Here is a 23,974-nt window from a genome sequence, read left to right as displayed (position 1 = left end):
GAGTTTTTTAGATATCGGCGGCAAACGCGTTGGTCAGCCACTCTATTTCATTGCCGGTGAAAGCTAACACATCGAAACGGCAATCTACAGTATCAAAACTTTTGCCGCTGCCGCTAAGCCAAACCTGCGCGGCGTATAACAGACGCTGTTGTTTGCTGCGGGTGACGCTGGCGGCTGCACCGCCAAACTTATCGTTACGCCGAAAGCGCACCTCTACGAAGACGATAACCTGCTGCTGTTTCATTATGAGGTCGATTTCGCCGCCGCGAACATGCACGTTCGCCGCAACGAAGCGCAGTCCCTTGCGCTCGAGGTAGCGGCGCGCCTGCTGTTCATAGCGCGCGCCGCGTTGCTGGCGGTTCAGGATACCGGGACTATCTGGCCCTGACTGAACTGCAGCCAATTTAATTTCCTGTTGATGACGCAGTCCTGGCTGGCGGTCAGTTGCCCGGTGTTACCGTTCACCTGGTAACCCGGCACCTGGCGTATCTGGGAGAAATGGCTTGCCAGCGTCCAGGCATCCACGCCCATCGCATACAGGCGCGCCAGCGAGTAGTCATTATTGACGCTGCGTAACGCCTGCTGCATCAGCTGCGGGTTGCCGCCGGAAAGCATCGGGATTTCGCTAAACTGCAATCCTTCCATTTCCAGACGATAGTCCGGGCCGTTAACGCCCTGCGAGCTGCGCGAGCTGGCATACAGCTGAGCGCTGCTGCGGCTACCGGTACGCATCGCAATCATCGGTTTGATCAGAGCAACTTCTTCTGCGGTGGCAATGATATATACCGCGTCGACGTTGCCGCTGCTGCCTGCGGTGATTTGTGCGTCGGTCGGTGCCGCTGGAATTGTAAGCCCGCCGATGGTCACGCCCGGAGGCGTATTGGACGGTGTGTTCACCGGCGTGCCGGTTAAGGCGATGCCGGAGCCGCTGTTAATCCCGCGCTTCAGATCGCTGATTGAGCCAAATTTCTGCTGCAGCACCAGGTTGCCACCCAGCTTCTGCCATTCGGTGGCAAAGGCTTTCGCTACGCGGTCGCCCAGGGCATTGGCTGGAATCAGCATCAATGGATTACGGTGGTTTTGCTGCCAGATGTGGTCTGCGGCGTCGCGGGCTTCATCTTCCGGAGAAAGCGCGAAGTAGCAGATGTTTGGTCGGTTCTGGACGTTTTCTGGCTGGTTGAGCGCCAAAATATTCAGCGGGCTGTTGGTGCTGGCTAGCTGATCGACATTGTTTTTCAGCAGTGGGCCGACGACAAGCGTGGCGCCGTCCTGCTGTGCCTGAGCCAGAACCTGTGAGAGCGGCTGGCTGCTGGTGTCGTAAATTTTAATTTCTGAAGCCGGGCTCGCTGCAACGGCTGGCGCAGTCTGTGCATCAGGCTGCGCGGCTGGCGTTGCCGTTTGTGGTGTCGCGGCCTGTGCTTTTTGGTCAGTCAGGTCACTGACGGACGCGCTTGCCGGACTCACGGCTGCATTCGGGTCTACCTGCGCTTGAGGTTGCTCCTGCGGCGGGGAAACCTGCTGCTGTGCATTCGGGTCTACAGGCGGTGCGGCTGACTGCACGGCGGTAACCGGCGCAACGCCGTTATTTTTTGCCGCTTCAAAACCTTGTTCAATGGCGCGACCAAACACCGCTGCCTGGCCGTTTAACGGCAGCAGAAGGGCGATTTTACCGGTTGAGGCCGGCTTGAAGTTTTGTACGTTCACCAACTGGGTTGGCAGCGTTTTCGAGCCTGGGTTGTTCGGGTAACGCGTTTGCCAGTCCTGAATGCCAGCTTTCAGCATGTTTGGATCGTTACGGTTATCGCTCCAGACGTGCTGCAGATCCAGCCAACCTTGCAGGGTATTTTCGTCGGCATTAATCACCAGGCTGTTCATTTGTTCTGGGGAGAACTGCGACAAAACCTGCCAGGTGCCATCAATGTTTTTCTGATGGGCATCACCTTTCAGCAGCGGTTCCTGAGCAATGTAGGCGCGCAGCAGGGCTAAAGAAGGGCGTCCCTGGGAAGCGTCAATCACGGCCTGGTAGTAGCGACTCTGTTGGCCCTTGTCGAGTGCGCTCGGGTCAATCTTTTCCAGCAGGGCAGAGGCGGCGTTGAAGTCTTTCTGCGCAATCTTCACTTCCGGTACCAGCAACTGCTGTTCACGAGCTTGCGCATCGTTGAGTTGCTGCGGCAGTTGGTTATACAACGCAACGGCCTGCTGAGGTTTACCCTCTTTTAGCAGGGAACGAATGGCGAGTAATTGCCAGTTGGTCTTGCTATCATCTGCACTTTGCTGCATTTGCTGCAGATAGTAAGCGGACCCGGCGGTGGTCTCGCCCTGCAGCAGCGTAGCGGACTGATCCGGTGCTTGAGTAGAACAGCCGGCAAAAATCAGCGCCGCGAGCAACACAGGCAGGCAGCGCCCGGCTTTCGAACGATTCAAGGTTGAGGGTAGCATTCTGTATCCAGTGGTTTTTATATCCCAATGTACAATATTAAATCGGCAATACGGATGAGACAATGAAACAACACGAAACGGCGGCGATTTCAGCCAGTACGCTCTACATCGTCCCGACGCCTATCGGCAATCTCGGGGACATCACACAGCGGGCCCTCTCGGTGTTGCAAAGCGTTGATCTGATTGCCGCAGAAGATACTCGCCATACCGGCCTTTTGCTGCAGCATTTTGCGATTAATGCGCGACTCTTCGCACTTCACGATCACAATGAGCAACAAAAAGCCGAAACGTTAGTGGCAAAACTGAAGGAAGGCCAAAGCATCGCTCTGGTGTCCGACGCCGGTACGCCGCTGATTAACGATCCGGGTTATCACCTGGTGCGCACCTGTCGCGAAGCAGGCATTCGCGTTGTGCCTTTGCCTGGCCCGTGCGCCGCCATCGCAGCGCTCAGCGCGGCGGGTTTACCGTCCGACCGCTTCTGCTACGAAGGTTTTCTGCCTGCAAAATCAAAAGGCCGCCGCGATGCGCTTAAGGCCATTGAGCAGGAGCCGAGAACGCTAATTTTCTATGAATCAACCCACCGCCTGCTGGATAGCCTCGAAGATATCTGTGCGGTGCTGGGCGAATCCCGCTACGTGGTGCTGGCGCGCGAGCTGACCAAAACCTGGGAGTCGATTCACGGTGCCCCCGTCGGCGAACTGCTGGCATGGGTAAAGGAAGATGAAAATCGCCGTAAAGGCGAAATGGTGCTGATTGTTGAGGGCTTTAAAGCCCAAAGCGATGACGAGCTGCCGGCCGAAGCGCTGCGTACGCTTGCATTGTTGCAAACAGAATTACCGCTGAAAAAAGCCGCTGCGCTGGCTGCCGAAATCCACGGCGTGAAGAAAAATGCTTTGTATAAACATGCTTTAGAAAACAGCGAGAAATAGTTTTCTCGAGCCGTCTCCTGGTTTTCACATCGCAACGCGGTTAGTGTTTAAAAAACGAACTCCCTGGTGTTAATTTGTGCATGACTGAATGACTTTAAGGGAGTTAAAGTTTATGCCGGTATTGATACCAGGAGATTCGAGGATGGTTGTTTACCCCATCAGCTACAGCCCTGCAGCATTAGAAAGAGCATTCGATATTTCTGGAACCACGGAAATTCTGGGTGAACCCGCTTTATTCGTTTTTCGCAAAGATAAAACTGCGGCGGCGATTATCTATGCCGAACCCACTCTTGATGACAACAACGAACTTCGCCATCTGGTTGTGGCTAAGTTGGATCTTATCCCTCGCAAAAGCACCAGGCAGGAAGAATCTATTGTTGCCGTGAAGCGTTACTGGGAAGCGAAAGCCGTGACTCAGGTTGAGGGTGTGGTTGTCGACAGCCCGGCACGTGATACGCGAGTCGCAACCACGCTTTATGAGCACCTTATCCTGGAGAAGAATCTGATCCTGATGAGCGATCATGAGCAGTACGCAGGGGGGCAGGGAATTTGGCGGCGTATTGCCCGTTCATCGAAGCAAGTTAAGGTGTATGTGCTGGATACCGAGAGTGGTCACTTCTATCCCTATGATGGGGAGCGTGTCAGCTATGACGGAGAAAGCATTCCAGAGTCGGAGATTTGGAGCCTGTCTCCTGATGAATCTCGTCATGGTATTGTGCTGGTGGCAGAAAAATCTTGCGAATAACAACATGAATAAGGCCCGTGATATGGAGGCAGTCCATACCTTCGGGCCTTATAACGTTATTAGTTTACCTGTGTGGCCTCAATCACCAGCGTTTCCAAAGGCTTCAGCGTCACAATCAGCGGCTTACTATAGTCGTTGGCCAGCGTCTCGTTCTTGCCGTAAACCTGCTTCAGCGTAAAACTCGTGGCCTCACCGTTCGGAATTTCAAAGCTCTTATTCAGGTCGAGATAGTAGCTTTGCGGCTTATCCGACGGGTTGCGCAGGCCTAAAATTGCCTTTTCTTTACTCCACGATGCCCAGCCGTAAACCTCGAGCTGCGTTGGGTCACCGCCAATCCAGTGGCTGTCGACCAGCACGCTGCTGTTTGCCCGTGACCATTTCGCCGCGTCGGCGAGCGTGTCCCATTTGCTGCTGTTCAGCATTGACGGCGTAATATACAGCTCCTGCAGCTGAGTGCCGGTGGCAAAGTAGCTCCATGCCTGATCCGCAAAGTCCCGATCCGTCTGTACTTTTTCCAGCCCAAAGTACGCGTGCTCGGCGCTGACGATACCGTGGTACATCAGCGAGTTAATCGGGAACAGCGGCCCTTTACGCACAATCGAACGATAAGTCTCTGCATCACGATAGGTTATCCACTGCTGCACCGGAGAGCCTTTGCCGTAGACGTTGATGTCATCGCCCTGACGCCAGATAGAGTCGGCGTAGAATAGCCAGGACGGGCTGGCGTCGGTGCCGGTGGTCAGGTTGATAAACAGGTCTTTGTTGGCGGCCCGCATGTTCCTGATTAACTCGATGGAGGCATCAAAGTCCGAGGCGTACGGGCTGCCTTTGATATAGGAGTTCGCGTTGCCCATGCCGTCGAGCTTAAACGAAGTGATATGTTCGTTTTTAATAAGCCCGATGATTTGCTGATTAAAATTGCGGAAATAGTTTGGGCCTGAGAGCGCAAACTTGCCGTCCACGGTTTCAAAACCGTTCTCTTTGGCGTGTGAAACGCGCACGTCGCGCGGTTTGTTGTAGCCCCCCCACGGCGAGAGCCACAGGCCGACTGAAGTATGCAGGCTGTCGGCTTTTTCTTTGATGGCACCAAAGCCGTGCTTAAACGCCGGGCCAAACAGCCATTTTCCGGTTAAATCATCCCAGCCATCATCCAGCAGGAAGCCGTCGAGCTTCACGCCACGCTTGCTTATCAGCTCGCTGGCGTATTCATCCATGCGCGTCAGCACGTCTTTCTCGGTGTAGGGCGTAAAGAAACCGATGTCCATCCAGCTGTTGTAATGCAGATAGGGCTGATAAGGGCGTGGACGCATGGCGTTGATAAACTGGTTAAAGCTGCGGCGGAGCTGGTCGGTTGCTTCAAACGTTCCGAAGTAGACCGTATAGGTCACCGGCGCGTCGGTTTTAATCGGCGTTTTGAGTCCGACGTTCAGGTTGGTGGTGGTTTCGTAAGCGTAGGTATTCACAATCGGCTTTTGGGGCAGCATATAGAAGCTGTCCGCGACGATCGGGGAGCTGTTGATGGCACCGTTAACATAAGGTGCCTGAGCCTGGCCTTTGGTCGGGAAGAAGGTAATTTTTGCGACATCGCGAGGCTGGCCTTTGGCCTGGAGCGTATAGTCCACCGCCGCATATTTCTCCTTAAGCAGCTTCAGGGTCACGTTGACCGAGAAGTCGTCCCGTTCGTAATCAATCCGAATGGCGTCTGCGGTTTTGCTGACGTTTTTGATTTTAAAGTCGGCGGTATGGAGAATCTTTTCATCCGGCAGCGTCAGGAAAAACAGCTCGATGGGCGCCAGTTTATGGTCGGAAAGCCGGTCTTTAATCACCGCTGCCGAACCTGAATCGTCGAAAGAGACGGCAAGGTTATCGTTTTCCAACTGGTACTGTGCGGCCATCGCCACGTGACTTAGTAACATCATCAGTAGAGAGCTTTTTATTATTGTCTTCATCAGAGGTCCTTACGGGAGTGAGTTACAGGGCTGCTTCTGATTCCGGCAGCAATTTATTAGCCGATCCGCATACCGCGACTTTGCTGCGCACAACCTCTTTCATCGCATCCATGCCGACGCGCATGTAATAACGCGGATCGTTGCCTTCCGGGTTGTCGCCAAACCATCTTTTCACCGCGGCGGCGAAGGCGATTTTTAGTTCCGTCGCCACGTTTACTTTGCAGACGCCAAGCTCGATGGCGCGACGCACAAACTCGTCCGGGACGTCGCTGGCGCCGTGGAGCACCAGCGGCACGCTGACGACTTCGCGGATTTCGCCCAGCCGTTTGAAGTCTATTTTCGGGCGTTTGGTATACAGCCCGTGAGCGGTACCGATGGCGACCGCCAGGCTGTCGACGCCGGTGAGTTCAACAAAGCGGCGCGCTTCTTGCGGATCGGTGAGGAAAGCGCTCTCCTCGTCCACGTCCATGTCGTCCTCCACGCCGCCGAGACGGCCCAGTTCGGCCTCGACGCTGCAGTCGTTACGGTGGCAAAAGTCGACCACCGATCTCACCAGCTGCACGTTTTCTGCAAACGGGAAGTGGCTGCCGTCAATCATGGCGCTGCGCACGCCAGCGTTAACTTTGCGGCTGATATCTGCGAGGCTTTCATGGTGATCAAGATGCAGAGCCAGCGGCATGCCGTAGCTTTCTGAATAGGCATGGCACAGGGCGTAAATCTCTTCAAAAGCAATGTGTTTAAACGTTCCGGGCGTACCGGCAAGGATCACCGGGGAATGCATCTCTTTGCAGACTTCAAGGATCGCCTGGATGGTTTCGGCATTGTGGATATTAAAAGCCGGTACCGCATAGCCTCTGGCCTGTGCGTCCTGAAGCAGATACTTCGTCGAAATAATGCTCATGATGAACCTCTCAGCCTTTCCAGGGATGAATGACGACGCCTTTTACCACGCGGTTTACCGTGCCGCTGGTGGAAGGTGTGTCTGGCGTAATGCCTGCTTTAACGGACGAGGTGAGTGCGAAAATCTGCGCATACATCAGGAAGCAGAACGCCTGCTCAACGTCGAGGAACGTGCGGTCGGCCTCGGGCAGCAGAATGTGCGGGCCAGCTTCGATTTCCGGGCTGGTTGCTGCCGAAATGGCGATCGTCTGCATTGCCAGGCTGTCTCGTCGCAGCTCTGCCAGCAGATCCAGATCGTACTGACGGGTGTACGGATCGCTGGAAACCAGCACGATCGCCAGCGTTTCGTTATTCACCAGGGATTTGGGGCCATGCCTGAAGCCGGTCGGCGTGTCGTAAAACGCCGCCAGCTTGCCCGCCGTGAGTTCCAGCACCTTGAGCGAGGCTTCCCGTGCCACGCCCTGCAGGCCACCACTGCCAAGGTAGACCACGCGCTTGTAGGGAAGGGCACCAAATGGGCTCTCGCTGAAATCCCCGTGAGAATGAATTATCTGCGCGCAGCGGTGCGCTACGTCCTGGAACGATCGGGTGTTGATTATCTCCGGCGCGAAGACCGCAAGGCAGCTTGCCATCATGGTGGTGATGCTGCTCGTCATGGCAAAGCCGCGATCGTGAGTTTCCGCAGGCATGAGCAGCGGCAATGAACGGCTGTCTTCCAGCGCACTGCGATAGAGGCTGCCGCCTTCGTTACAGGTGATGGTCAGATGATGGCAGGATTTAACGAGCTGATTGGCAAGATCCACCGCTGCCACACTCTCCGGGCTGTTGCCGGAGCGGGCGAAGGATACCAGCAACGTTGGCTGTTCCGGGGTGAGATAGTCCAGTGGATTTGTCACCAGGTCGGTGGTCGGGACGGCAACGAACTGTTTGCCGGTGTGGCGAGAAAGCCAGGGCGCAATGATGTCGCCGATAAAGGCCGAGGTTCCCGCGCCGGTAAGAATAATTTTCAGCTTATCGTCGGCGAGCAGTGGAGACAGGAAGGCGGTGATGCGATCGCGAGTTCGATCGATCTGCTGTAGCGAGCGGATCCAGCTGGCTGGCTGTTGGCGAATCTCTCTTTCGGTCCAGGTGGAAGTGCTGCGGCCTGCGGCAACGGAGGTTTCACTCATGACTAAGTCCTTAGCATTGCAGAGTCAGGTGTCATGCTGGATCGCATGGCGACCTTTCGTTTTATTTCATTTAAAGGTTGTTAGTGCTTAAAGGAAATGTATAGAAAGGTTTTGATAAGATCAATACGTATAAAAGAAATAAAACGAAAACCATGGCGCCGATCGTCATTTTTATATTAATTAAATGATTTAAAAAGATATTTTTTGATGTTAAAGCGTTATGGAAAAGAAAAGGAAAGGTCTGCGGCGGAGCAGGCCGCAGGCCAAAATGATGCATAACGAAAGCAGCAGAGGAGGCCGCTTTCATTAAACGGGGGGCGAAACTGGAGAGGGGCTACCCGGTCATTTGCTTCAGATACCTTCTTCGCTGGCTTCCGTGGCTCGGTGGCGAGCCATCTCGTCGACCAGGCTTGTCAGGCCACGATGGCCGCACTCCAGCGCCATCTGGCGAAACTCGCAGCTGTTTAAGCCTTCTCGCTCCAGCACCATTTCAAGCAGTAGCTGGAGGTTGATGCCCGTGACTACCTCGCGTTCTGGTTTCTCGAGCGCCAGCGTTGAGGCGACCCTGAACGGCGTTCCTCCTAAAAGGTCCGTGAGAAAGACCAGCCCTTCGCGTTCATCAAGCTGGCCTATAGCCGCTTGAAATTGTTCAGTAAGCCTCGCCGTGGAGGAGGTTTCCGGGAAGTCGATGGCGATAATCTGCGGCTGCTCGCCGAGGATCTGTTTCATCGCCTGCTCCAGGCCGCTGGCAAAGCCTCCATGGCCGCTCAAAATGATGCTTAACATCTGCTTTTCTCCTGACTATAAGAAGTGAAGAAACTTCCCAACAACGGCCAAAACGACGGTAATACAAATCAGGCGCAGAGGGCTCCAGCCGCGGCGCACCAGGGCGTACATCGCCAGGGTATAAACCAGCGGAAGAAACGCCGGCATCAGCTTATCGATGACGTCAGACTGCAGCTTAACCACCGCATCACCGGCGGTAATTTCGAGCGTAGTAGACAGCCGGACATAGGTTGCAACGAGGGCACCGATGACCGTCATCCCGACGATGGAGGCGGCGTGCCCTACCTTGCGGGTGTTCGCCTTAATCAGCGGAATAGCCGCAACCCCCATTCGATAAGCATAGTGCGCCAGCCCAAAACGCAGGCCCAAATGCACCACGTTGAACAGTACGATAAACACGATAGCGCCGAGGATGGAGCCCTGCAGCGCCAGGCTGGCGCCTATGCCACCGCATATCGGCAGCAGCGTCAGCCAGAACATTGCATCCCCGATGCCGCCAAGCGGCGCGCCAACGGCGATTTTTGTGCTCTGAATGCTGTTCACGTCCTGCTTTGAGCGTTCCATTGCCAGAATAATGCCGATAACAAAGGTGACCAGGAACGGGTGGGTATTGAAGAACCCCATATGCCCCTGCATGGCCCGCGCCAGATCGCGTTTGTTGGTGTGGATCTTTTTCAGGGCGGGCAGCAGGCCATACAGCCAGCCGCAGGCCTGCATGCGCTCGTAGTTAAACGAGGCCTGCAGCAGCATTGAGCGCCACGCTACGCGGTTAATGTCTTTCCGCGTTAGTTCCGCTCCAATATTCTGATCTTCATAGATATTGTCGTTACCGTTGGTGATGACGGTTTCAGGCTCTGCGGCCTGAGAAAGCGTTTGGGTATCAGATGCCATCTTCGAATTCCTCTTGCTTAGCGCGAGCGGGTTGCGGCGGAGTCGGGTCTTTGCGCAGTAAATCCATCAGCGCCAGCGCCAGCGCTGCGGCAGCAATCGCCAGCACCGGCAGCTTCAGCCAGGCCGCGCCCACAAAGCCGATAATGAAGTAGGGGATGTAGACGTTTTTCATCATGATTTTCAGCAGGACGGCAAAACCGATAGCCGGCATGATGCCCCCGGCAACGCCAAGCCCGTCGATGAGCCGCGCGGGCAGCATATCAATGGCCGTTTTGGCATGATCGGCGCCGAAGTAAATCGGCAAGAAAGCGCACAGAAAATAGAAGATACCGAGCGTGAGCATCGCCAGATAGTTGATGCGTTCGATGCCTCTGGTATCGGCGTTAGCCGCCATGCGGTCGGCTCGCGCCATCACGCCGGACATCACGGAGAACAGGAAGGTGATGCCCATCTGTACCGCAACCGCGAAAGGCACCGCGACCCCGACGGCAACTTCTGGCTTCACGCCGGTGCCGATCGCGAAAGCGGTGCCGACGATGGTGCCGATAATCACGTTCGGCGGCTGGGCTCCGGCGAGGGGGGCCAGACCCATCCACACCAGCTCCAGCGTGCCGCCGGTGAGAATGCCGGTGTGGAGATCGCCGAGAATGAGGCCAACCAGCGGGCCAAGGACAACGGGGCGGTGCATATGGGTCAGGCCGTTGAACATGTCCAGACCGGCAATAAAGGCCAGCAGGCCCAGCGCTATCGCTTGCAGTAAGCTGATTTCCATAGCAAATACCTCAGAGAAGTTTATAAAGATCCTGAGCTGATTCCGTCGGCACGCCCTGGACAAAACACTCTACGCCGGCCTGTTTCAGCCCGGAAAAGGCGGCAATGTCCTGTTCGTCGACCGACACGGTTTTGGCGACCTGCTTCTTACCTTCGACATAGTGCATGTTGCCAACGTTGATGCGTTTTACCGGCACGCTGCCGTTCACCAGGGTGAGGAAGTCCTGAGGGTTTTTGCAGACCAGCAGGATCTTCTGGCGGTCGGCCGCGCGGTGGATGTTGTCGATGACTTTTTGCAGTGGCCAGAAACGCACGGCGATCCCTTCCGCCAGCACCATCTCCATCAGGTTTTGCTGTATAGGGTCTTCCGCTACCTCATCATTGGCGACCAGCACCAGGTTAGCGCCGGAAAATCCGACCCACTGCACGCCAACCTGGCCGTGGATAAGGCGCTCATCAATGCGGCTTAAGACAATATTTGGCATGTTATTTCCCTTATTATCATTGTGTTAATGAGAAGATGGCTCACCGTGACAGGCCGCGTGATACTGACGCAGCACATCCTGAATATGGTCGATAATCAGCTCGTGAGGGCTGGCGGCCAGCTGTGCTTCGCGCACTCTGGCGTACTGAAGCGGCAGATACTGGCTGATTAACGGCAGCGGAAGGGGTTCATGGGCCAGGTTTTTGACCAGCACATCGTAAGCGTCGTCGATGTCGCGATCCGGCCAGTAATAGCGCACCCGATCCGAGTAGCTGTAGCCGCGCGCCAGACGCAGCGCATCTCCATTGCCGTGATAGTGCTGCTGCCAGTGTTCCGGATGGTCGAGCATCACGCTTTCCAGCACGTCCCTTAGCCCGGAACATTTGTGGGCCGGAAGCAGTTCTCGTTCGATGGCCGACAGCGAGAAAAGCGCTTCACGCAGGGCGAAGGTCAGCGCCGGGCCTACTTTCAGTATTGCAAAGTGGTCCTCTACCAGCTGGCGTAGCGCCTGCGTTGTCTGGTAATCCGTCGAGTGCGCTTCAAACACCATGGTCTGTGACGCTTCGATCATTTTGCTTAACGCGCGAGATTTTTCCGGCTGGTAGTCAATCACCCGGGTGTGGTCAAACTCGACGCCCGGCTGAACAACAAGGCCAATAATTCGGGGCCAGATAGCGCTGAGGCCTTGTTCAGAGAAGGCGTTGCGATGCGCTTCCAGCGTGGCATTGGCCGCCTGTGGCGTGGTGACGGCCAGCTCGGCAAGGGTTTCGTGCGCACCGCCGGGAACCGGCACCTCTGTGCCGATGATGTATACCAGGTCGGCTTGACCAAAGTGGTCGATGCAGGTTTGTTCGGCAATGGTAGCTAACCTCGCTGCACGTGCGGCAACGATATCGTCAGTGAGCGGTACCGGGTCGCCCGCGCAGGACATGCTGCAGTCGAGGTGTATTTTCTTGAAACCTGCGGCCACATAGCTGCGAATCAGCTCTTCGGCATTAGACATCGCCTCTTCTGCAGGCCGGGTTTGCCAGCGGTTTGGGCCGAGGTGATCGCCGCCGAGAATCAGGTTAGCGTGGGGGAAGCGATGCTGTTCGGCCAGTTGGTAGACGAAGCCGCAGAAGTCCGCCGGCGTCATCCCCGTATAGCCGCCGTACTGATCGACCTGGTTAGAAGTAGCTTCGATAAGCAGGCTGGTTCCGGCCTCACGGGCATGGCGCATAGCCGCCTCAAGCACCAGCGGATGTGCAGAACATACGGCAAAGATCCCGCATTGGTTGTTCCGTTTATGGCTAGCGACAAATTCGGTCAACTGTTTCACTTTCCTCTCCACGGCGATGGGTTAAAACATTTTCTTTCGATTCATTTCATTTAATCGTGCCTGAATGGCGTTTGAGAATAAAAAGAAAGATACTGGAATTGAGATCTGTTTCGCAAAAGAAACATAATGAAAGGTGGCGGAGGGCAAAAAGCACCGTTTGAGCGCAGATTCCTGGGGGTTGCTTTCTGCTAAAAGAAAGGTGTTAATAGGCAAATAGAAATTAAACGAAAGATATATTGAAAGGTTACCCTATGAGCAACAGCGATACCGCAACGGACAAACGTATTCCGGGTACCAGCGAAAGACGCGAGCAAATTATTCAACGCCTTCGCCAACAGGGAAGCGTACAGGTTAATGATTTATCTTCTTTTTTTGGCGTCTCTACCGTCACTATTCGCAACGATCTGGCTTTCCTGGAGAAGCAAGGCATTGCCGTTCGTGCCTACGGTGGGGCGCTGATTTGTGAACCCGGCAGCGCGGTGGCTGAACCTTCGGTGGAGGATAAAAGCTCGCTGAATAAGTCACTGAAGCGCAGCATTGCGCGGGTCGCAGCCGATCTTATTAATCCCGGTGACAAGGTGATTCTGGACTCCGGCACCACGACGTATGAAATCGCCCGTCTTATGCGCCAGCATAAAGAAGTGATTGCGATGACCAACGGCATCAACGTGGCTAACGCGCTGCTGGAAGCGGAAGGCGTCGAGGTGCTGATGACCGGCGGGCACCTGCGCCGTCAGTCGCTGTCGTTTTACGGCGATAGCGCTGAACAGTCGCTGCAAAACTTCCATTTCGATATGCTTTTCCTCGGCGTGGATGCCATCGATCCAGAGCGCGGCGTGAGCACCCATAACGAGGACGAGGCCCGGCTTAACCGTAAAATGTGTGAAGTCGCCGAACGGATTATTGTGGTCACGGATTCCAGCAAATTTAACCGCTCCAGCCTGCATAAAATCATCGATACCCAGCGTATTCACCGGGTGATTACCGATAAAGGTATTCCGGCGGAAAGCCTGAGCGCGCTGCGTAAAAGCGGTATTGATGTTGTGCTTGTCGGCGACTAGCTTTTCGTTTCTGGCGGGCCCGCGTGACAGGGAGGGTGAAACCCTCTATACTGCGCGCCGAAGCTGACCAGACAGTCGCCGCTTCGTCGTCGTCCTCTTCGGGGGAGACGGACGGAGGGGAGGAAAGTCCGGGCTCCATAGGGCAGGGTGCCAGGTAACGCCTGGGGGGGAAACCCACGACCAGTGCAACAGAGAGCAAACCGCCGATGGCCCGCGCAAGCGGGATCAGGTAAGGGTGAAAGGGTGCGGTAAGAGCGCACCGCGCGGCTGGTAACAGTCCGTGGCACGGTAAACTCCACCCGGAGCAAGGCCAAATAGGGGTTCGCATGGTACGGCCCGTACTGAACCCGGGTAGGCTGCTTGAGCCAGTGAGCGATTGCTGGCCTAGATGAATGACTGTCCACGACAGAACCCGGCTTATCGGTCAGCTTCAACCATTCAGAAACGCCCCGCAAGATGAAAGTTTTGCGGGGCGTTTTGCATTTTAGAAAAGAAGAAGATGAATGACTGTCCACGACGCTATTCATGGAAAGAAAGCGGCTTATCGGTCAGCTTCAACCATTCAGGAACACCCCGCAAGATGAAAGTTTTGCGGGGTGTTTTACTTTTAAAAAGATTATTTCAGCGTTTTGAGCATACAGATATCGCAGCTGTTGTGGCCGGTGTTGCCGAGGCTACCGTCCAGATGTTGGAAACCGAATGCTTCGGCCTGCTCTATCGCCAGCGCTGGATCGTGCAGGCTTACGCCTTCGAGATGATCGATTTTGTTATCGCGGAAGCTTTTACGGATAACGTCGGCGATAGCCAGGTTATCGTCAGGGCGTATTGGCCGGATCCGGACAGGAAGATCCCGCTGGCAGCGGGCATTAGCCAGCGCACGGGTCAGAGATTTGGCTGACTGAAGACAAAGGGAGAAGAGATGAAGCACAGGGAGCCTGATGCTGCTGACAGAAAAATAGCGATCGGCGCGATCGCCGTGGTGTTGATCTTTGATGGGCTGGTCGCTCTGGGATCGCTTTAATCGACAGGCGGTAAACTGGTGTGCTTCGGCATGTATTTGCCATAATGGGCATCAAGTTTCACGGCGGCGAATAATCATGATCAAATCCCTGTATATCGACAACTATCGTTCGGTGCGCAAGCTTTCTATTGATTTAGGAAGGCTGAACGTGGTGTTTGGGCCGAACGGATGCGGTAAATCGAACATCTATAAGGCGATTCATCTGATCCACGGGGCGGGTACCGGGCAGCTGTCCCACTGGCTTTCCGACGAAGGTGGGATCCAGAAGGCCATGTGGGCCGGCGATAGAGCCCGAGGCTACGCCAGCGCGCCGCGCAGGTTAACGCTGGCGGTAGAAACCGAAACGTTCGAATATGAGCTGCAGGTTGGGTTTCCCGAACCGCTTCCGTACCCGACGATGTTTGGCCTCGATCCTATCGTCAAAGAGGAGCAAATCTGGCTCAGTGGCTACCGGCGCCGCCCATCGTCATCGGTAATGCAGCGCCGTAATCAGACGGTTTTCCTCAATAACGTCAACGGCGAAAAGGTCACCCATGCCGCCACGCTGTATGAAAATGAGTCCCTCTTTGGCCAGCTTGGCGAGCCGCATCTGTACCCGGAAGTTTCAAGTGCCAGGGAGACGTTGCGAAACTGGCGCTTTTACCACGAGTTCGACATTTCCAAAGGGGCAGGGCTCAGATTGCCTCAGGTGGGTTACCGCAGCCCGGTGCTTTCCGGCGATGGTTTAAACCTGGCCGCCGCGTTTCAGACGATCGTTGAGATTGGCGACAGCGAGCTGATGTTTACCGTGCTGGATGAGGCCTTCCCGGAGTGTACGTTTTTCTGCGATAACACCGGCGGGCGCTTCCAGATGATGATGAACCGACTGGGGATTAACCGGCCTCTGGAGGCCGCTGAATTTTCTGATGGAACGCTGCGTTTTCTGTGCCTGACGGTGGCGCTGCTTAGCCCGAGGCCTCCGCAGTTTATCGCTCTCAATGAACCTGAAAACAGCCTACATCCACAAATGCTTCCGGCGCTGGCGCGGCTGATAGCCGAGGCGAGTCGTTACACGCAAATCTGGCTGACCAGCCACTCGCCGGAGCTGGCTAAGCTCATTGAAAAGCACACGGCATTTACATTGTATGAGCTGGGGATTGAGCAGGGCGAGACGCGGGTAAACCGGCTTTTATGAGCCGTTCTGTGCCTCAGCGCCTGCTTTGGTGAAATCTGCTTTGCGGTAACCTGGCTGCAACAATAATCAGAGAGATATGCTAAAAGCGGCTAACCGTGTGAACTTCATCATTTTTGTCTCTGGCCTGCTTAACAAGCCATTCACTGCATTTTTTGCGCTACTTCACACCGATGGCGAAAAGGTGAATTTGCCTTGAAAAATCTGATGTATAAAAATCAATATAAAACAACGTGATACTTATTTTTAATACCTCTGGGTAATTAATTATTCCCCTAACTGGCTGATGAGAAGTAAAAAACAACATGATTTCATGCTTACGGGAGAATAATTTTCTCTTCGGCGTCTTTTTATCCTGCATAGTTGCAAGTTTTTTCTCTCTTTAGCGCGCTATCATTGTTTTATTATAAAAAAGACCTGCCAATTGTTCGCCCCGGTATCTCATCGCCCGGGGAATTATTGCTTTATTTAAAATAACGATTAAATCCTACATTAAGAGAAATATTAAATGGAAACAATAATCGCCCCTCTGGCGACCTCACCGGCTGCTCGTCGTGCCGGAATGACCGAACGTGAATGGCAGGATGCAATAAAGCTGGATAGTAACGACATTGGCTGGATAATAATGAGTATTGGTATGGCGATTGGTGCGGGGATCGTTTTTTTACCCGTTCAGGTTGGATTAATGGGATTGTGGGTTTTCCTGCTTTCTTCCATTGTAGGTTACCCCGCGATGTATTTATTCCAGCGGTTGTTTATTAATACCCTTGCCGAATCCCCGGAATGTAAAGACTACCCAAGCGTGATCAGCGGTTATCTTGGGAAAAACTGGGGGGTATTGTTAGGGGCGCTTTATTTCATTATGTTGGTTATCTGGATGTTTGTTTACGCTACCGCCATTACTAATGACAGCGCTTCTTATCTGCATACCTTTGGCGTAACGGACGAGTTACTTTCAGATAACCCATTTTATGGCCTGATACTGATTTGTGTGCTGGTGGCGATATCTTCACGCGGTGAGCGGCTGCTGTTTAAAGTTTCCAGCTTGATGGTGATGACTAAACTTCTGGTTGTGGCGGCGCTGGGTGTATCAATGATTGGCCTTTGGCATCTCTATAACGCGGGTTCGTTGCCTCCGCTGGGGTTGCTTATCAAGAATGCCATCATCACGCTGCCCTTTACCCTGACTTCTATTCTGTTTATTCAGACGCTGAGCCCGATGGTTATCTCGTACAGATCGCGAGAAAAATCTCGTGAGGTCGCTCGCCATAAAGCATTACGAGCGATGAATATTGCCTTTGGGATTTTGTTTGTCACGGTATTTTTCTATGCGGTGTCGTTTACTTTAGCGATGGGGCACGATGAAGCGGTAAAAGCCTATGAGCAAAATATTTCAGCATTAGCGATTGCCGCCCAGTTTATTAATGGCGGGTCTGGTTCATGGGTTACTGTCGTCGGCGTTATATTAAATATTTTTGCGGTAATGACCGCATTCTTTGGGGTTTATCTCGGGTTTCGTGAAGCAACGCAGGGTATCGTGATTAATATATTACGCCGTAAAATTGCCGCTGAGAAAATTAATGAGCGACTGGTGCAATACGGCATTATGATCTTTGCAATTTTGCTTTCCTGGAGTGCGATTGTTCTGAATGCACCCGTGTTAAGTTTTACCTCAATATGTAGCCCAATATTTGGCATGGTCGGGTGTTTGATCCCTGCATGGCTGGTTTATAAAGTCCCGGCGCTGCATAAATATAAAGGGGTATCTCTGATTATTATTATTATTACCGGGCTATTGCTTTGTGTTTCTCCTTTCCTGGCGTTCTCCTGATGGCCAGGTTGCAGTAAGGACTTAAGGTATAAATATGTTAAATCCAGAATTAAACCCGGCGTGGGCCGAATTAATCCGGGCGGTAAAACAAAATGTGAGGCCTGCGGTAGGCTGCACTGAACCCATTTCGCTGGCGCTGGCCAGCGCCCTGGCGGCTTCGCACCTGGAGGGCAACGTTGAGCGTATTGTGGCGAAGGTCTCCCCCAATCTGATGAAAAATGGGATGGGGGTGACGGTACCCGGAACAGGTATGGTTGGGTTGCCGATTGCTGCCGCAGTTGGTGCCTTGGGGGGCAATCCGCAGGCCGGGCTTGAAGTGTTGAAAAGCGCTTCGGTCGCGTCTATTGCCGCCGGTAAGTTGCTGCTGGCGAATGGGCGAGTCTCCGTCTCAATTTGTGAGCCTTGCGACGAAATCCTCTACGCCAGCGCCACGGTTTTTACGGCTAATGCGTTTGCTACCGTCACCATTGCTGGTGGGCATAGCAGGGTGGTTCGCGTTGAGAAACAGGGAAAAGTGCTGTTTGACCGCAGCCATGAACCCCGAACTGATGATGCTGAATCCTGCTGCGATCTGGCCAAATTTACGCTGTCGCAAATTGTTGAGTTTGCCGGGAATGTCCCCGTCGAGAGCATCGGTTTTATTCGGGATGCGGCCTTGCTGAATAACGCCCTTTCCCATGAAGGACTGCGGGCCCCGTATGGTCTTCACATCGGTGCAACTTTGCAGCGCCAGAGAGCGCGGGGGCTGCTGGCGAAAGATCTGTTCACGGATATTATCATCCGAACGTCTGCCGCCTCGGATGCCCGTATGGGCGGCGCCTGTTTGCCGGCAATGAGTAACTCTGGGTCGGGTAACCAGGGAATTGCGGCCACGATGCCGGTTGTGGTGGTGGCTGAACACCTTGGAAGCAGTGAGGAGCAGCTAACCCGGGCGCTTATTCTGTCGCATTTGACGGCTATTTACATTCACCATCAGCTGCCAACTTTATCAGCACTTTGCGCGGCGACGACGGCCGCAATGGGGGCGGCGGCGGGCATGTTGTGGCTGATTGACGGAAGCTACCGGAGTATGACGATGGCGATTAGCTCGATGATTGGGGACGTCAGCGGCATGATTTGCGATGGCGCTTCCAATAGCTGCGCGATGAAGGTTTCAACCAGCGTTTCTTCTGCATGGAAAGCCGTTCTGATGGCTCTGGATAATACGGCGGTCACGGGTAACGAAGGGATCGTGGATCAGGATATTGAAAAATCCATCAGTAATCTTTGTGCTCTGGCAAGCCGGTCAATGCAGGCAACCGACCGCCAGATTATTGACATTATGGCTAATAAAACAGCCTGACTAACGGGCTCATCCCCGACATCACGTCGGGGAGAGTTTAAACCGGCAAATCAATCAGCAGCGCACGCAGCGGCGTATCTGCCACCAACGTGATTTTCGCTTCATCTCGAATAAACGCGCCGTCGCCGCAGGTTAACCCTTCCTTCTCTTCGGACGATGTCACCGCGTGTACCGTGCCGTGAATCGACTGCAGGTAGGCACGCGGGCCATGGAGCTGGAAGTTTAGCTGTTCGCCTTTTTCCATCTCAATATGATGGATCCATACCTGCTGGCGCAGCTGCAGGCTGTTACTGCTGCCGTCCGGCGAGGCAATTAGCTGATGCGATGCTCCTTTCAGCGGGACCTTTTGCACCAGCGGATTTTCACTCTCCGGACAGGCGTCCAGCCACAGCTGCATCCGCGTCAGTGATTTCTCTTTGCTGATGTTGTGCTCGCTATAGCTGATGCCGGGCTGGGTCGATAGCAGCAGAACTTCGCCTGAGCTGGCCTGGACATGGTTGCCTTCGCTGTCGCGGTATTCCGCTTCCCCTTCCAGGATAAGGTTAAGGATGTCTACCTTTGGGTAGCCGCGCGGCTGAAACGATGCGCCGGGCGCCAGGACTTCCTGGTTGAGCACGCGCAGGGAGGCGTAGCCCAGCAGTTTCGGGTCGAAGTAATGTCCAAAAGAAAAGGTGTAGCGAGCCTGCAGCCATCCGTAGTCAGCTTTACCACACTGTTTGGCTGTTCTTGTCGTAATCATAATTCTTGACCTCTCTTTACACTAAACCCATGTTAAGGGTCTGGACGCTGCATTGTTAGCCAGTTAATCTGCTCGGTATGTTCAAATTTCCTGAATGAGAACGAAATGGCGAAAGAAAGGGCGTTGACGCTGGAAGCGTTAAGGGTCATGGATGCAATCGACAGGCGGGGCAGTTTTGCCGCCGCTGCCGACGAGCTGGGGCGCGTGCCGTCAGCGCTTAGCTACACCATGCAAAAATTAGAAGAAGAACTGGATGTTGTGCTATTTGACCGTTCGGGCCATCGCACCAAATTCACCAACGTGGGGCGTATGCTGCTGGAGCGAGGGCGGGTACTGCTGGAGGCTGCTGATAAGCTGACGACCGATGCTGAAGCGCTGGCGCGAGGCTGGGAAGCAAACCTGACCATCGTTACCGAAGCGCTGGTGCCGACGGAGAAATTGTTCCCGCTAGTCGACAAGCTGGCCGCTAAGGCTGACACCCAGCTGTCTATTTTTACCGAGGTGCTGGCCGGGGCCTGGGAACGGCTTGAGCAGGGAAGGGCGGATATTGTCATTGCGCCGGATATGCACTTCCGCAGCTCGTCGGAAATTAACTCCCGCAAGCTGTACAAAGTGATGAGCGTGTATGTTGCCGCCCCGGATCATCCTATTCATCAGGAACCGGAGCCGCTGTCTGAAGTGACCCGCGTGAAATACCGTGGCGTGGCGGTAGCCGACACCGCTCGTGAAAGGCCGGTGCTAACGGTCCGACTGCTGGACAAACAGCCGCGCCTGACGGTGAGTTCTATCGAAGAGAAAAGGCTGGCGCTGCTGGCCGGGCTTGGCGTAGCGACGATGCCCTACCCATTGGTAGAGCAGGATATTGCCGAAGGCCGCCTGCGGGTGGTTAGCCCGGAGTACACCAACGAGATTGATATCATTATGGCGTGGCGACGCGACAGCATGGGCGAGGCCAAAGCCTGGTGCCTGCGTGAGTTGCCTAAACTGCTGAAATAAAAAAACGCGTTGGTTTTGCCAACGCGTTTTTTTCCTTCCATGAAATTACAGGCTGCCAGGCGTTCTGGCGGCTCTGCCCGCGGATTTAATCGTCTTACTGCTACGCTGCCCGCTGAGGCTTTCCAGACGCATCTGGAACGGTGGGAACGGCATCTCGATGTTGTGCTCGCGGAAGCCCTGCAGAATCAGCTGGTGGATTTCGTGGCGCAGCGGCATCCGGTGGCCCATCTCCGCCGCGTGAATACGCAGTTCGAAGACCTGGATACCCTGCTGGAGATCGACCAGGAATGCTTCCGGCTGCGGCGTATCGAGCACCAGCGTGCAGCGGTGCGCGGCTTCCAGCAGGACTTTGGTGACCTCTTCCGTATTCGCTTCTGACGGGGCCGGAATGGTGAGCACCACACGCGTGACCGAGTCCGAAAGCGACCAGTTGATAAACTGCTCGGTAATAAATGCCTGGTTCGGAACGATGATTTCTTTTCGGTCCCAGTCGCTGATGGTGGTCGCACGGGTGTTGATTCGCGTGATGGTGCCCGTCAGGTCACGGATGGTCACCGTGTCGCCGATGCGTATCGGCTTCTCGAACAGAATAATCAGGCCAGAGACGAAGTTGGCGAAGATTTGCTGTAAACCGAAGCCCAACCCCACGCTGAGTGCGGCTACCAGCCACTGCAGCTTGGACCACTCAATCCCGATCATCGAGAAGCCCACCAGCCCGCCAATCAGCAGCAGCAGATATTTGGTGATGGTGGTAATGGCATAGCCGGTGCCTGGCGTTAAGTTCAGGTGTTGAAGAATGGCCAGCTCCAGCAGCGCCGGTAAGTTACGCACCAGCTGCGTGGTAATAATCAGCACCAGAATGGCAATCAGTACCGCGCCAAGCGTAATCGGTTCGATGCTTTCCACACCCTGAACAGTGGAGGTGACGTCCCACAGCGTGATGTTACCGAGGAAGCCAAACGCCGAGTGGATTTCGGACCACAGAAAAATCACCGACAGCAGGGCAATAAGCATCAGAATTGAGCGGACCAGGCGCAAAGACTGGGCGCTGATGGTATCGAGATCGACTTCCGGCTCGTCCACGGTTTCTACCGAGCCTTCGGTGCTGTTAGCATGCGCCGTATCTTCTTCCCCACGCGCTCGTTGGGCAAGGATTTCAGCCCGGCGGTGTTTAGCGCGGTCAAAGGCCAGACGGCGGCGCTGGATAAGCATCCAGCGGCGGATGATGTGATAAATCACCAGCAGCAGGAACCAGATGGCTACGGAGGTTTCCAGACGTGCCAGCAGCGCCTGAGCCGTCATCAGATAGCCGACGATAGCCGCCAGGATAGCCATCAACGGAGCACAGAGCAGCAGGTTCCACAGAATGGTGTTCACGATGTTGTCACCATCGCCCTGCTTGTCGAGATAGAGCGGTAGCCCGGCACGTTTAAGGCTGAGCGTGACGATAGCCAACGCGCCGCAAATCATGATGAAGCAAAGCCTGCCCAACGAGGCTGAAAATTCCCGGTCGTTGAGATTGTCGAACATAATCAGCGCCATGATCAGCGGCACAATCAGGCCTATGCTCATGATGTAGTAGCGCATGGCCCGACCTACGCGCTCGCGCGGCCAGCCAAAATGCACCACAAACAGCCCGGTAGGGCGTGCGAACGTCGCGCAGATCATCACCCCCCAAAGTAGAGGCACCGTAGCGGTAACGCCGTCGCCTATCGCCACCGCGATGGGGTAAGGCCACGCTTCCTGCAAACCATAACCCAGCGTTGCCCACAGCACGGGGAGCGGAGAGGCGACCAGAATCGACCAGAACACGGTGCGTAGCGTCAGGCGGAAGTGGTCCTGCGTTACTTTTCCGACTTTGGCGCTGGAGCGCTCGAGGAAGGCAGTGAAGTGACGGCGCGAGCTAATGCTAAACCCAACCAGAATCAGCGCGCCGAAGAGCGGCAGCAGCGTTTCTTTGCTGGTTACCATCATGATCGCGGCTTTACCCAACTGGCTAAAGGTATCCAGCGACACCAGACGCCGCAGATCTTGCACGATTTCCAGCGGCCAGCTGATGCCTATTGGGCTGACGTCAGACGTCCAGAACAGGTAGCGGTGGGTCGCTTCATTCACTTCTTTTAGCGCGTCTTCAAGCTGGCTGTTCGCCACTTTCAGCTTGGTTAACTCGAGAATCAGGGTATCGCCGCCCTGCAGCAGCGAGTTCAGCAGCTCACGTTGGGTGCGAAGCTGCGCCTGCAGGATCTTATTTTGCTCGGCGGTCAGCGGGCTGCCGTCAGCCTGGCGAACCTGGCGTAGCTGGGCGTGTTTATTGAGCAAATCTTCATAGTGCAGGCGCTCTACGCGCAGCTGAGCCAGCTCGGTGTCCAGCTGCTGCGGCTTTGGCATGTCCGGCAGGCGGGCAACCTGGGCGCGCAGTGCTTCACCCAGCACGTTCGAGACGCCCAGCCATTGGGACTGCTCTCGCAGCGTATTGAGCGCCTGGCGGACCTGCAGCGTCTGGTTATTGGCCTGACGTTGCTGAGAGGCCACCAGGTCCATGCGCTGGGCTTGTTGATTGAGTGCCTGAGAGAGTTCGCGGTTATTTTTGAACTGCTCGAATATTTCTGGCGGCAGGTTAGCGCTGGTTTCCGCCAGTAGCTCGGTGCTTTCCAGCGCCTGTTCCGCTTCACGCTGGCGCTGGCTGTTGAGCTGGTTTCTCAGTGCCTGGAGGTAGGCATCCAGCTGCGTACTCTGCTTTTGCGCCAGCTCGGCGCGCATGCGCGCAAGCTCCTGGCGGTTGTTAGCGGAAAGCTGAGCCAGTTCGAGTTCATCCACCTGAGCCTTCAGTCGGGCGGATTCAGCCTGCAGCAGGAAGTGCTGTGCCTGGGCCAGGGGCGTGCTGCCACTTTGCTGAGAGCCCGCGCGACGCTCAATGTCGTTGAGCTGCCGGCGAGTATCCGTTTGCTGTTGAGGGAGCTGGCTTAGCGAGTCGCTGATGTCGCGGGTTCTTTCCTGCTCCTGCTGGGCAAGTCGGCTTTTGTCCAGCAGCTGGCTGCTGACCTGCAAAATCTCCTGGTTTAACGCGTCGCTGCTCATGCCCGGCGGCACTTCTTCAGGTTCATCGCGCAGGTTGGTCAGCTGTTTGCGCAGGGTTTGCGACAGCTTAGGGAAGTTATCAATGACTTGCTGGTATTGTTCGGCGCGTTCAAGCGAGGCTTTGCGTTCATCTAACGCGTTCAGCGCCGACTGGAGAGCTTCCACAATTTCCGCCTGGTTTGGCGTGTTTTTGGCGGCCTTAGCCTGCTCCAGTTCCTGCGAGATTTGTTTTGCATCGGGCGCTGTTGCTGCATACGCCCCCAGGCTGAGGCACCAGGCCATCAGGAAAGTGATAATCAGGCGCACGTCAGTTACCTATAACGTTGCTGGAAAAGAGGGAAAGCACGGTTTCCC

At 54.9% G+C, this 23,974-nt stretch carries 20 protein-coding genes and 1 other RNA gene; 8 read left to right on the top strand and 13 right to left on the bottom strand.

The window, feature by feature from the left end; genetic code table 11:
• Positions 1-7: 7 nt before the first annotated feature.
• Both ACE38U_RS06985 and ACE38U_RS06980 read right to left on the bottom strand, forming a co-directional pair.
• Positions 8-403: a YraN family protein gene (locus ACE38U_RS06985; RefSeq protein ID WP_038476303.1), complete on the bottom strand. Its 396-nt coding sequence runs from the start codon at positions 401-403 to the stop codon at positions 8-10.
• Entirely contained in the window at positions 361-2,439 is a 2,079-nt protein-coding gene (locus ACE38U_RS06980) for a penicillin-binding protein activator (protein WP_176983129.1), read from the bottom strand. Before ACE38U_RS06980 ends, ACE38U_RS06985 begins: the two co-directional genes overlap by 43 nt.
• 62 nt (positions 2,440-2,501) lie before the next feature.
• Here ACE38U_RS06980 and rsmI point away from each other — a divergent pair, with 62 nt between their 5' ends.
• Both rsmI and ACE38U_RS06970 read left to right on the top strand, forming a co-directional pair.
• Positions 2,502-3,368 carry a 16S rRNA (cytidine(1402)-2'-O)-methyltransferase gene (rsmI, locus tag ACE38U_RS06975; RefSeq protein WP_038476298.1) on the top strand — a complete coding sequence of 289 codons (867 nt, stop codon included), beginning with the start codon at positions 2,502-2,504 and terminating at the stop codon, positions 3,366-3,368.
• Positions 3,369-3,510: 142 nt separating this feature from the next.
• Positions 3,511-4,113, top strand: coding sequence for a hypothetical protein (locus tag ACE38U_RS06970; RefSeq protein ID WP_038476295.1), 603 nt, complete (start codon positions 3,511-3,513; stop codon positions 4,111-4,113).
• A gap of 59 nt (positions 4,114-4,172) precedes the next feature.
• On the opposite strand, the gene ACE38U_RS06965 is transcribed toward ACE38U_RS06970, so the two are convergent.
• From ACE38U_RS06965 to kbaZ, 8 genes are all read right to left on the bottom strand, one after another.
• On the bottom strand, positions 4,173-6,062 hold the full coding sequence (locus ACE38U_RS06965) for an alpha-galactosidase (RefSeq protein WP_375529394.1): 1,890 nt from the start codon (positions 6,060-6,062) through the stop codon (positions 4,173-4,175).
• A gap of 22 nt (positions 6,063-6,084) precedes the next feature.
• Positions 6,085-6,963 (bottom strand): tagatose-bisphosphate aldolase subunit KbaY, encoded by an 879-nt coding sequence (kbaY, locus tag ACE38U_RS06960; protein WP_038476289.1) that lies wholly within the window; start codon positions 6,961-6,963, stop codon positions 6,085-6,087.
• Positions 6,964-6,973: 10 nt separating this feature from the next.
• Positions 6,974-8,131, bottom strand: a complete 1,158-nt coding sequence (locus ACE38U_RS06955) for an SIS domain-containing protein (RefSeq protein WP_038476286.1) — start codon at positions 8,129-8,131, stop codon at positions 6,974-6,976.
• A gap of 351 nt (positions 8,132-8,482) precedes the next feature.
• Positions 8,483-8,917: a PTS galactosamine/N-acetylgalactosamine transporter subunit IIA gene (gene agaF / locus ACE38U_RS06950; protein ID WP_038476280.1), complete on the bottom strand. Its 435-nt coding sequence runs from the start codon at positions 8,915-8,917 to the stop codon at positions 8,483-8,485.
• Between the two features lie 15 nt (positions 8,918-8,932).
• A complete protein-coding gene (gene agaE / locus ACE38U_RS06945; protein ID WP_176983125.1) occupies positions 8,933-9,808 on the bottom strand; it encodes a PTS N-acetylgalactosamine transporter subunit IID in 876 nt (291 codons plus the stop codon).
• The gene (gene agaW / locus ACE38U_RS06940; protein WP_038476274.1) at positions 9,798-10,580 is read right to left on the bottom strand and encodes a PTS N-acetylgalactosamine transporter subunit IIC; all 783 of its coding nucleotides are present in this window, start codon (positions 10,578-10,580) and stop codon (positions 9,798-9,800) included. The genes agaE and agaW overlap by 11 nt, the downstream gene beginning before the upstream one ends.
• Before the next feature lie 10 nt (positions 10,581-10,590).
• Positions 10,591-11,064: a PTS N-acetylgalactosamine transporter subunit IIB gene (agaV, locus tag ACE38U_RS06935; RefSeq protein ID WP_038476271.1), complete on the bottom strand. Its 474-nt coding sequence runs from the start codon at positions 11,062-11,064 to the stop codon at positions 10,591-10,593.
• 24 nt (positions 11,065-11,088) lie between these two features.
• A complete protein-coding gene (gene kbaZ, locus ACE38U_RS06930) occupies positions 11,089-12,381 on the bottom strand; it encodes a tagatose-bisphosphate aldolase subunit KbaZ (protein WP_375529393.1) in 1,293 nt (430 codons plus the stop codon).
• A gap of 251 nt (positions 12,382-12,632) precedes the next feature.
• On the opposite strand from kbaZ, the gene ACE38U_RS06925 reads away from it, so the two are divergent.
• Positions 12,633-13,442, top strand: a complete 810-nt coding sequence (locus tag ACE38U_RS06925; RefSeq protein WP_038476265.1) for a DeoR family transcriptional regulator — start codon at positions 12,633-12,635, stop codon at positions 13,440-13,442.
• Between the two features lie 59 nt (positions 13,443-13,501).
• Positions 13,502-13,878, top strand: an RNA gene (gene rnpB, locus ACE38U_RS06920) — RNase P RNA component class A.
• Between the two features lie 180 nt (positions 13,879-14,058).
• On the opposite strand, the gene ACE38U_RS06915 is transcribed toward rnpB, so the two are convergent.
• Entirely contained in the window at positions 14,059-14,370 is a 312-nt protein-coding gene (locus tag ACE38U_RS06915) for a hypothetical protein (protein ID WP_375529392.1), read from the bottom strand.
• 169 nt (positions 14,371-14,539) lie between these two features.
• On the opposite strand from ACE38U_RS06915, the gene ACE38U_RS06910 reads away from it, so the two are divergent.
• The 3 genes from ACE38U_RS06910 (at position 14,540) to ACE38U_RS06900 (ending at position 18,807) form a co-directional block, all read left to right on the top strand.
• Positions 14,540-15,637: an AAA family ATPase gene (locus ACE38U_RS06910; RefSeq protein WP_176982462.1), complete on the top strand. Its 1,098-nt coding sequence runs from the start codon at positions 14,540-14,542 to the stop codon at positions 15,635-15,637.
• A gap of 505 nt (positions 15,638-16,142) precedes the next feature.
• On the top strand, positions 16,143-17,465 hold the full coding sequence (locus ACE38U_RS06905; protein ID WP_038476257.1) for an SLC5/6 family protein: 1,323 nt from the start codon (positions 16,143-16,145) through the stop codon (positions 17,463-17,465).
• A 34-nt stretch (positions 17,466-17,499) separates the two neighbouring features.
• Positions 17,500-18,807: an L-cysteine desulfidase family protein gene (locus ACE38U_RS06900; protein WP_375529391.1), complete on the top strand. Its 1,308-nt coding sequence runs from the start codon at positions 17,500-17,502 to the stop codon at positions 18,805-18,807.
• Between the two features lie 37 nt (positions 18,808-18,844).
• Here ACE38U_RS06900 and ACE38U_RS06895 read toward each other — a convergent pair whose 3' ends face one another.
• Positions 18,845-19,546: a pirin family protein gene (locus ACE38U_RS06895; protein WP_375529390.1), complete on the bottom strand. Its 702-nt coding sequence runs from the start codon at positions 19,544-19,546 to the stop codon at positions 18,845-18,847.
• A 105-nt stretch (positions 19,547-19,651) separates the two neighbouring features.
• On the opposite strand from ACE38U_RS06895, the gene ACE38U_RS06890 reads away from it, so the two are divergent.
• Positions 19,652-20,542: a LysR family transcriptional regulator gene (locus tag ACE38U_RS06890; protein WP_038476248.1), complete on the top strand. Its 891-nt coding sequence runs from the start codon at positions 19,652-19,654 to the stop codon at positions 20,540-20,542.
• A 45-nt stretch (positions 20,543-20,587) separates the two neighbouring features.
• Here ACE38U_RS06890 and mscM read toward each other — a convergent pair whose 3' ends face one another.
• Positions 20,588-23,926, bottom strand: coding sequence for a miniconductance mechanosensitive channel MscM (mscM, locus tag ACE38U_RS06885; protein ID WP_038476245.1), 3,339 nt, complete (start codon positions 23,924-23,926; stop codon positions 20,588-20,590).
• Between the last annotated feature and the right edge of the window lie 48 nt (positions 23,927-23,974).

It is taken from the genome of Cedecea selenatireducens (assembly GCF_042138895.1).
Taxonomy (GTDB): domain Bacteria; phylum Pseudomonadota; class Gammaproteobacteria; order Enterobacterales; family Enterobacteriaceae; genus Cedecea; species Cedecea selenatireducens.
The sequence above is the reverse complement of the archived record's forward strand: the minus strand, read 5'-3'. Positions and strand labels throughout refer to the sequence as shown.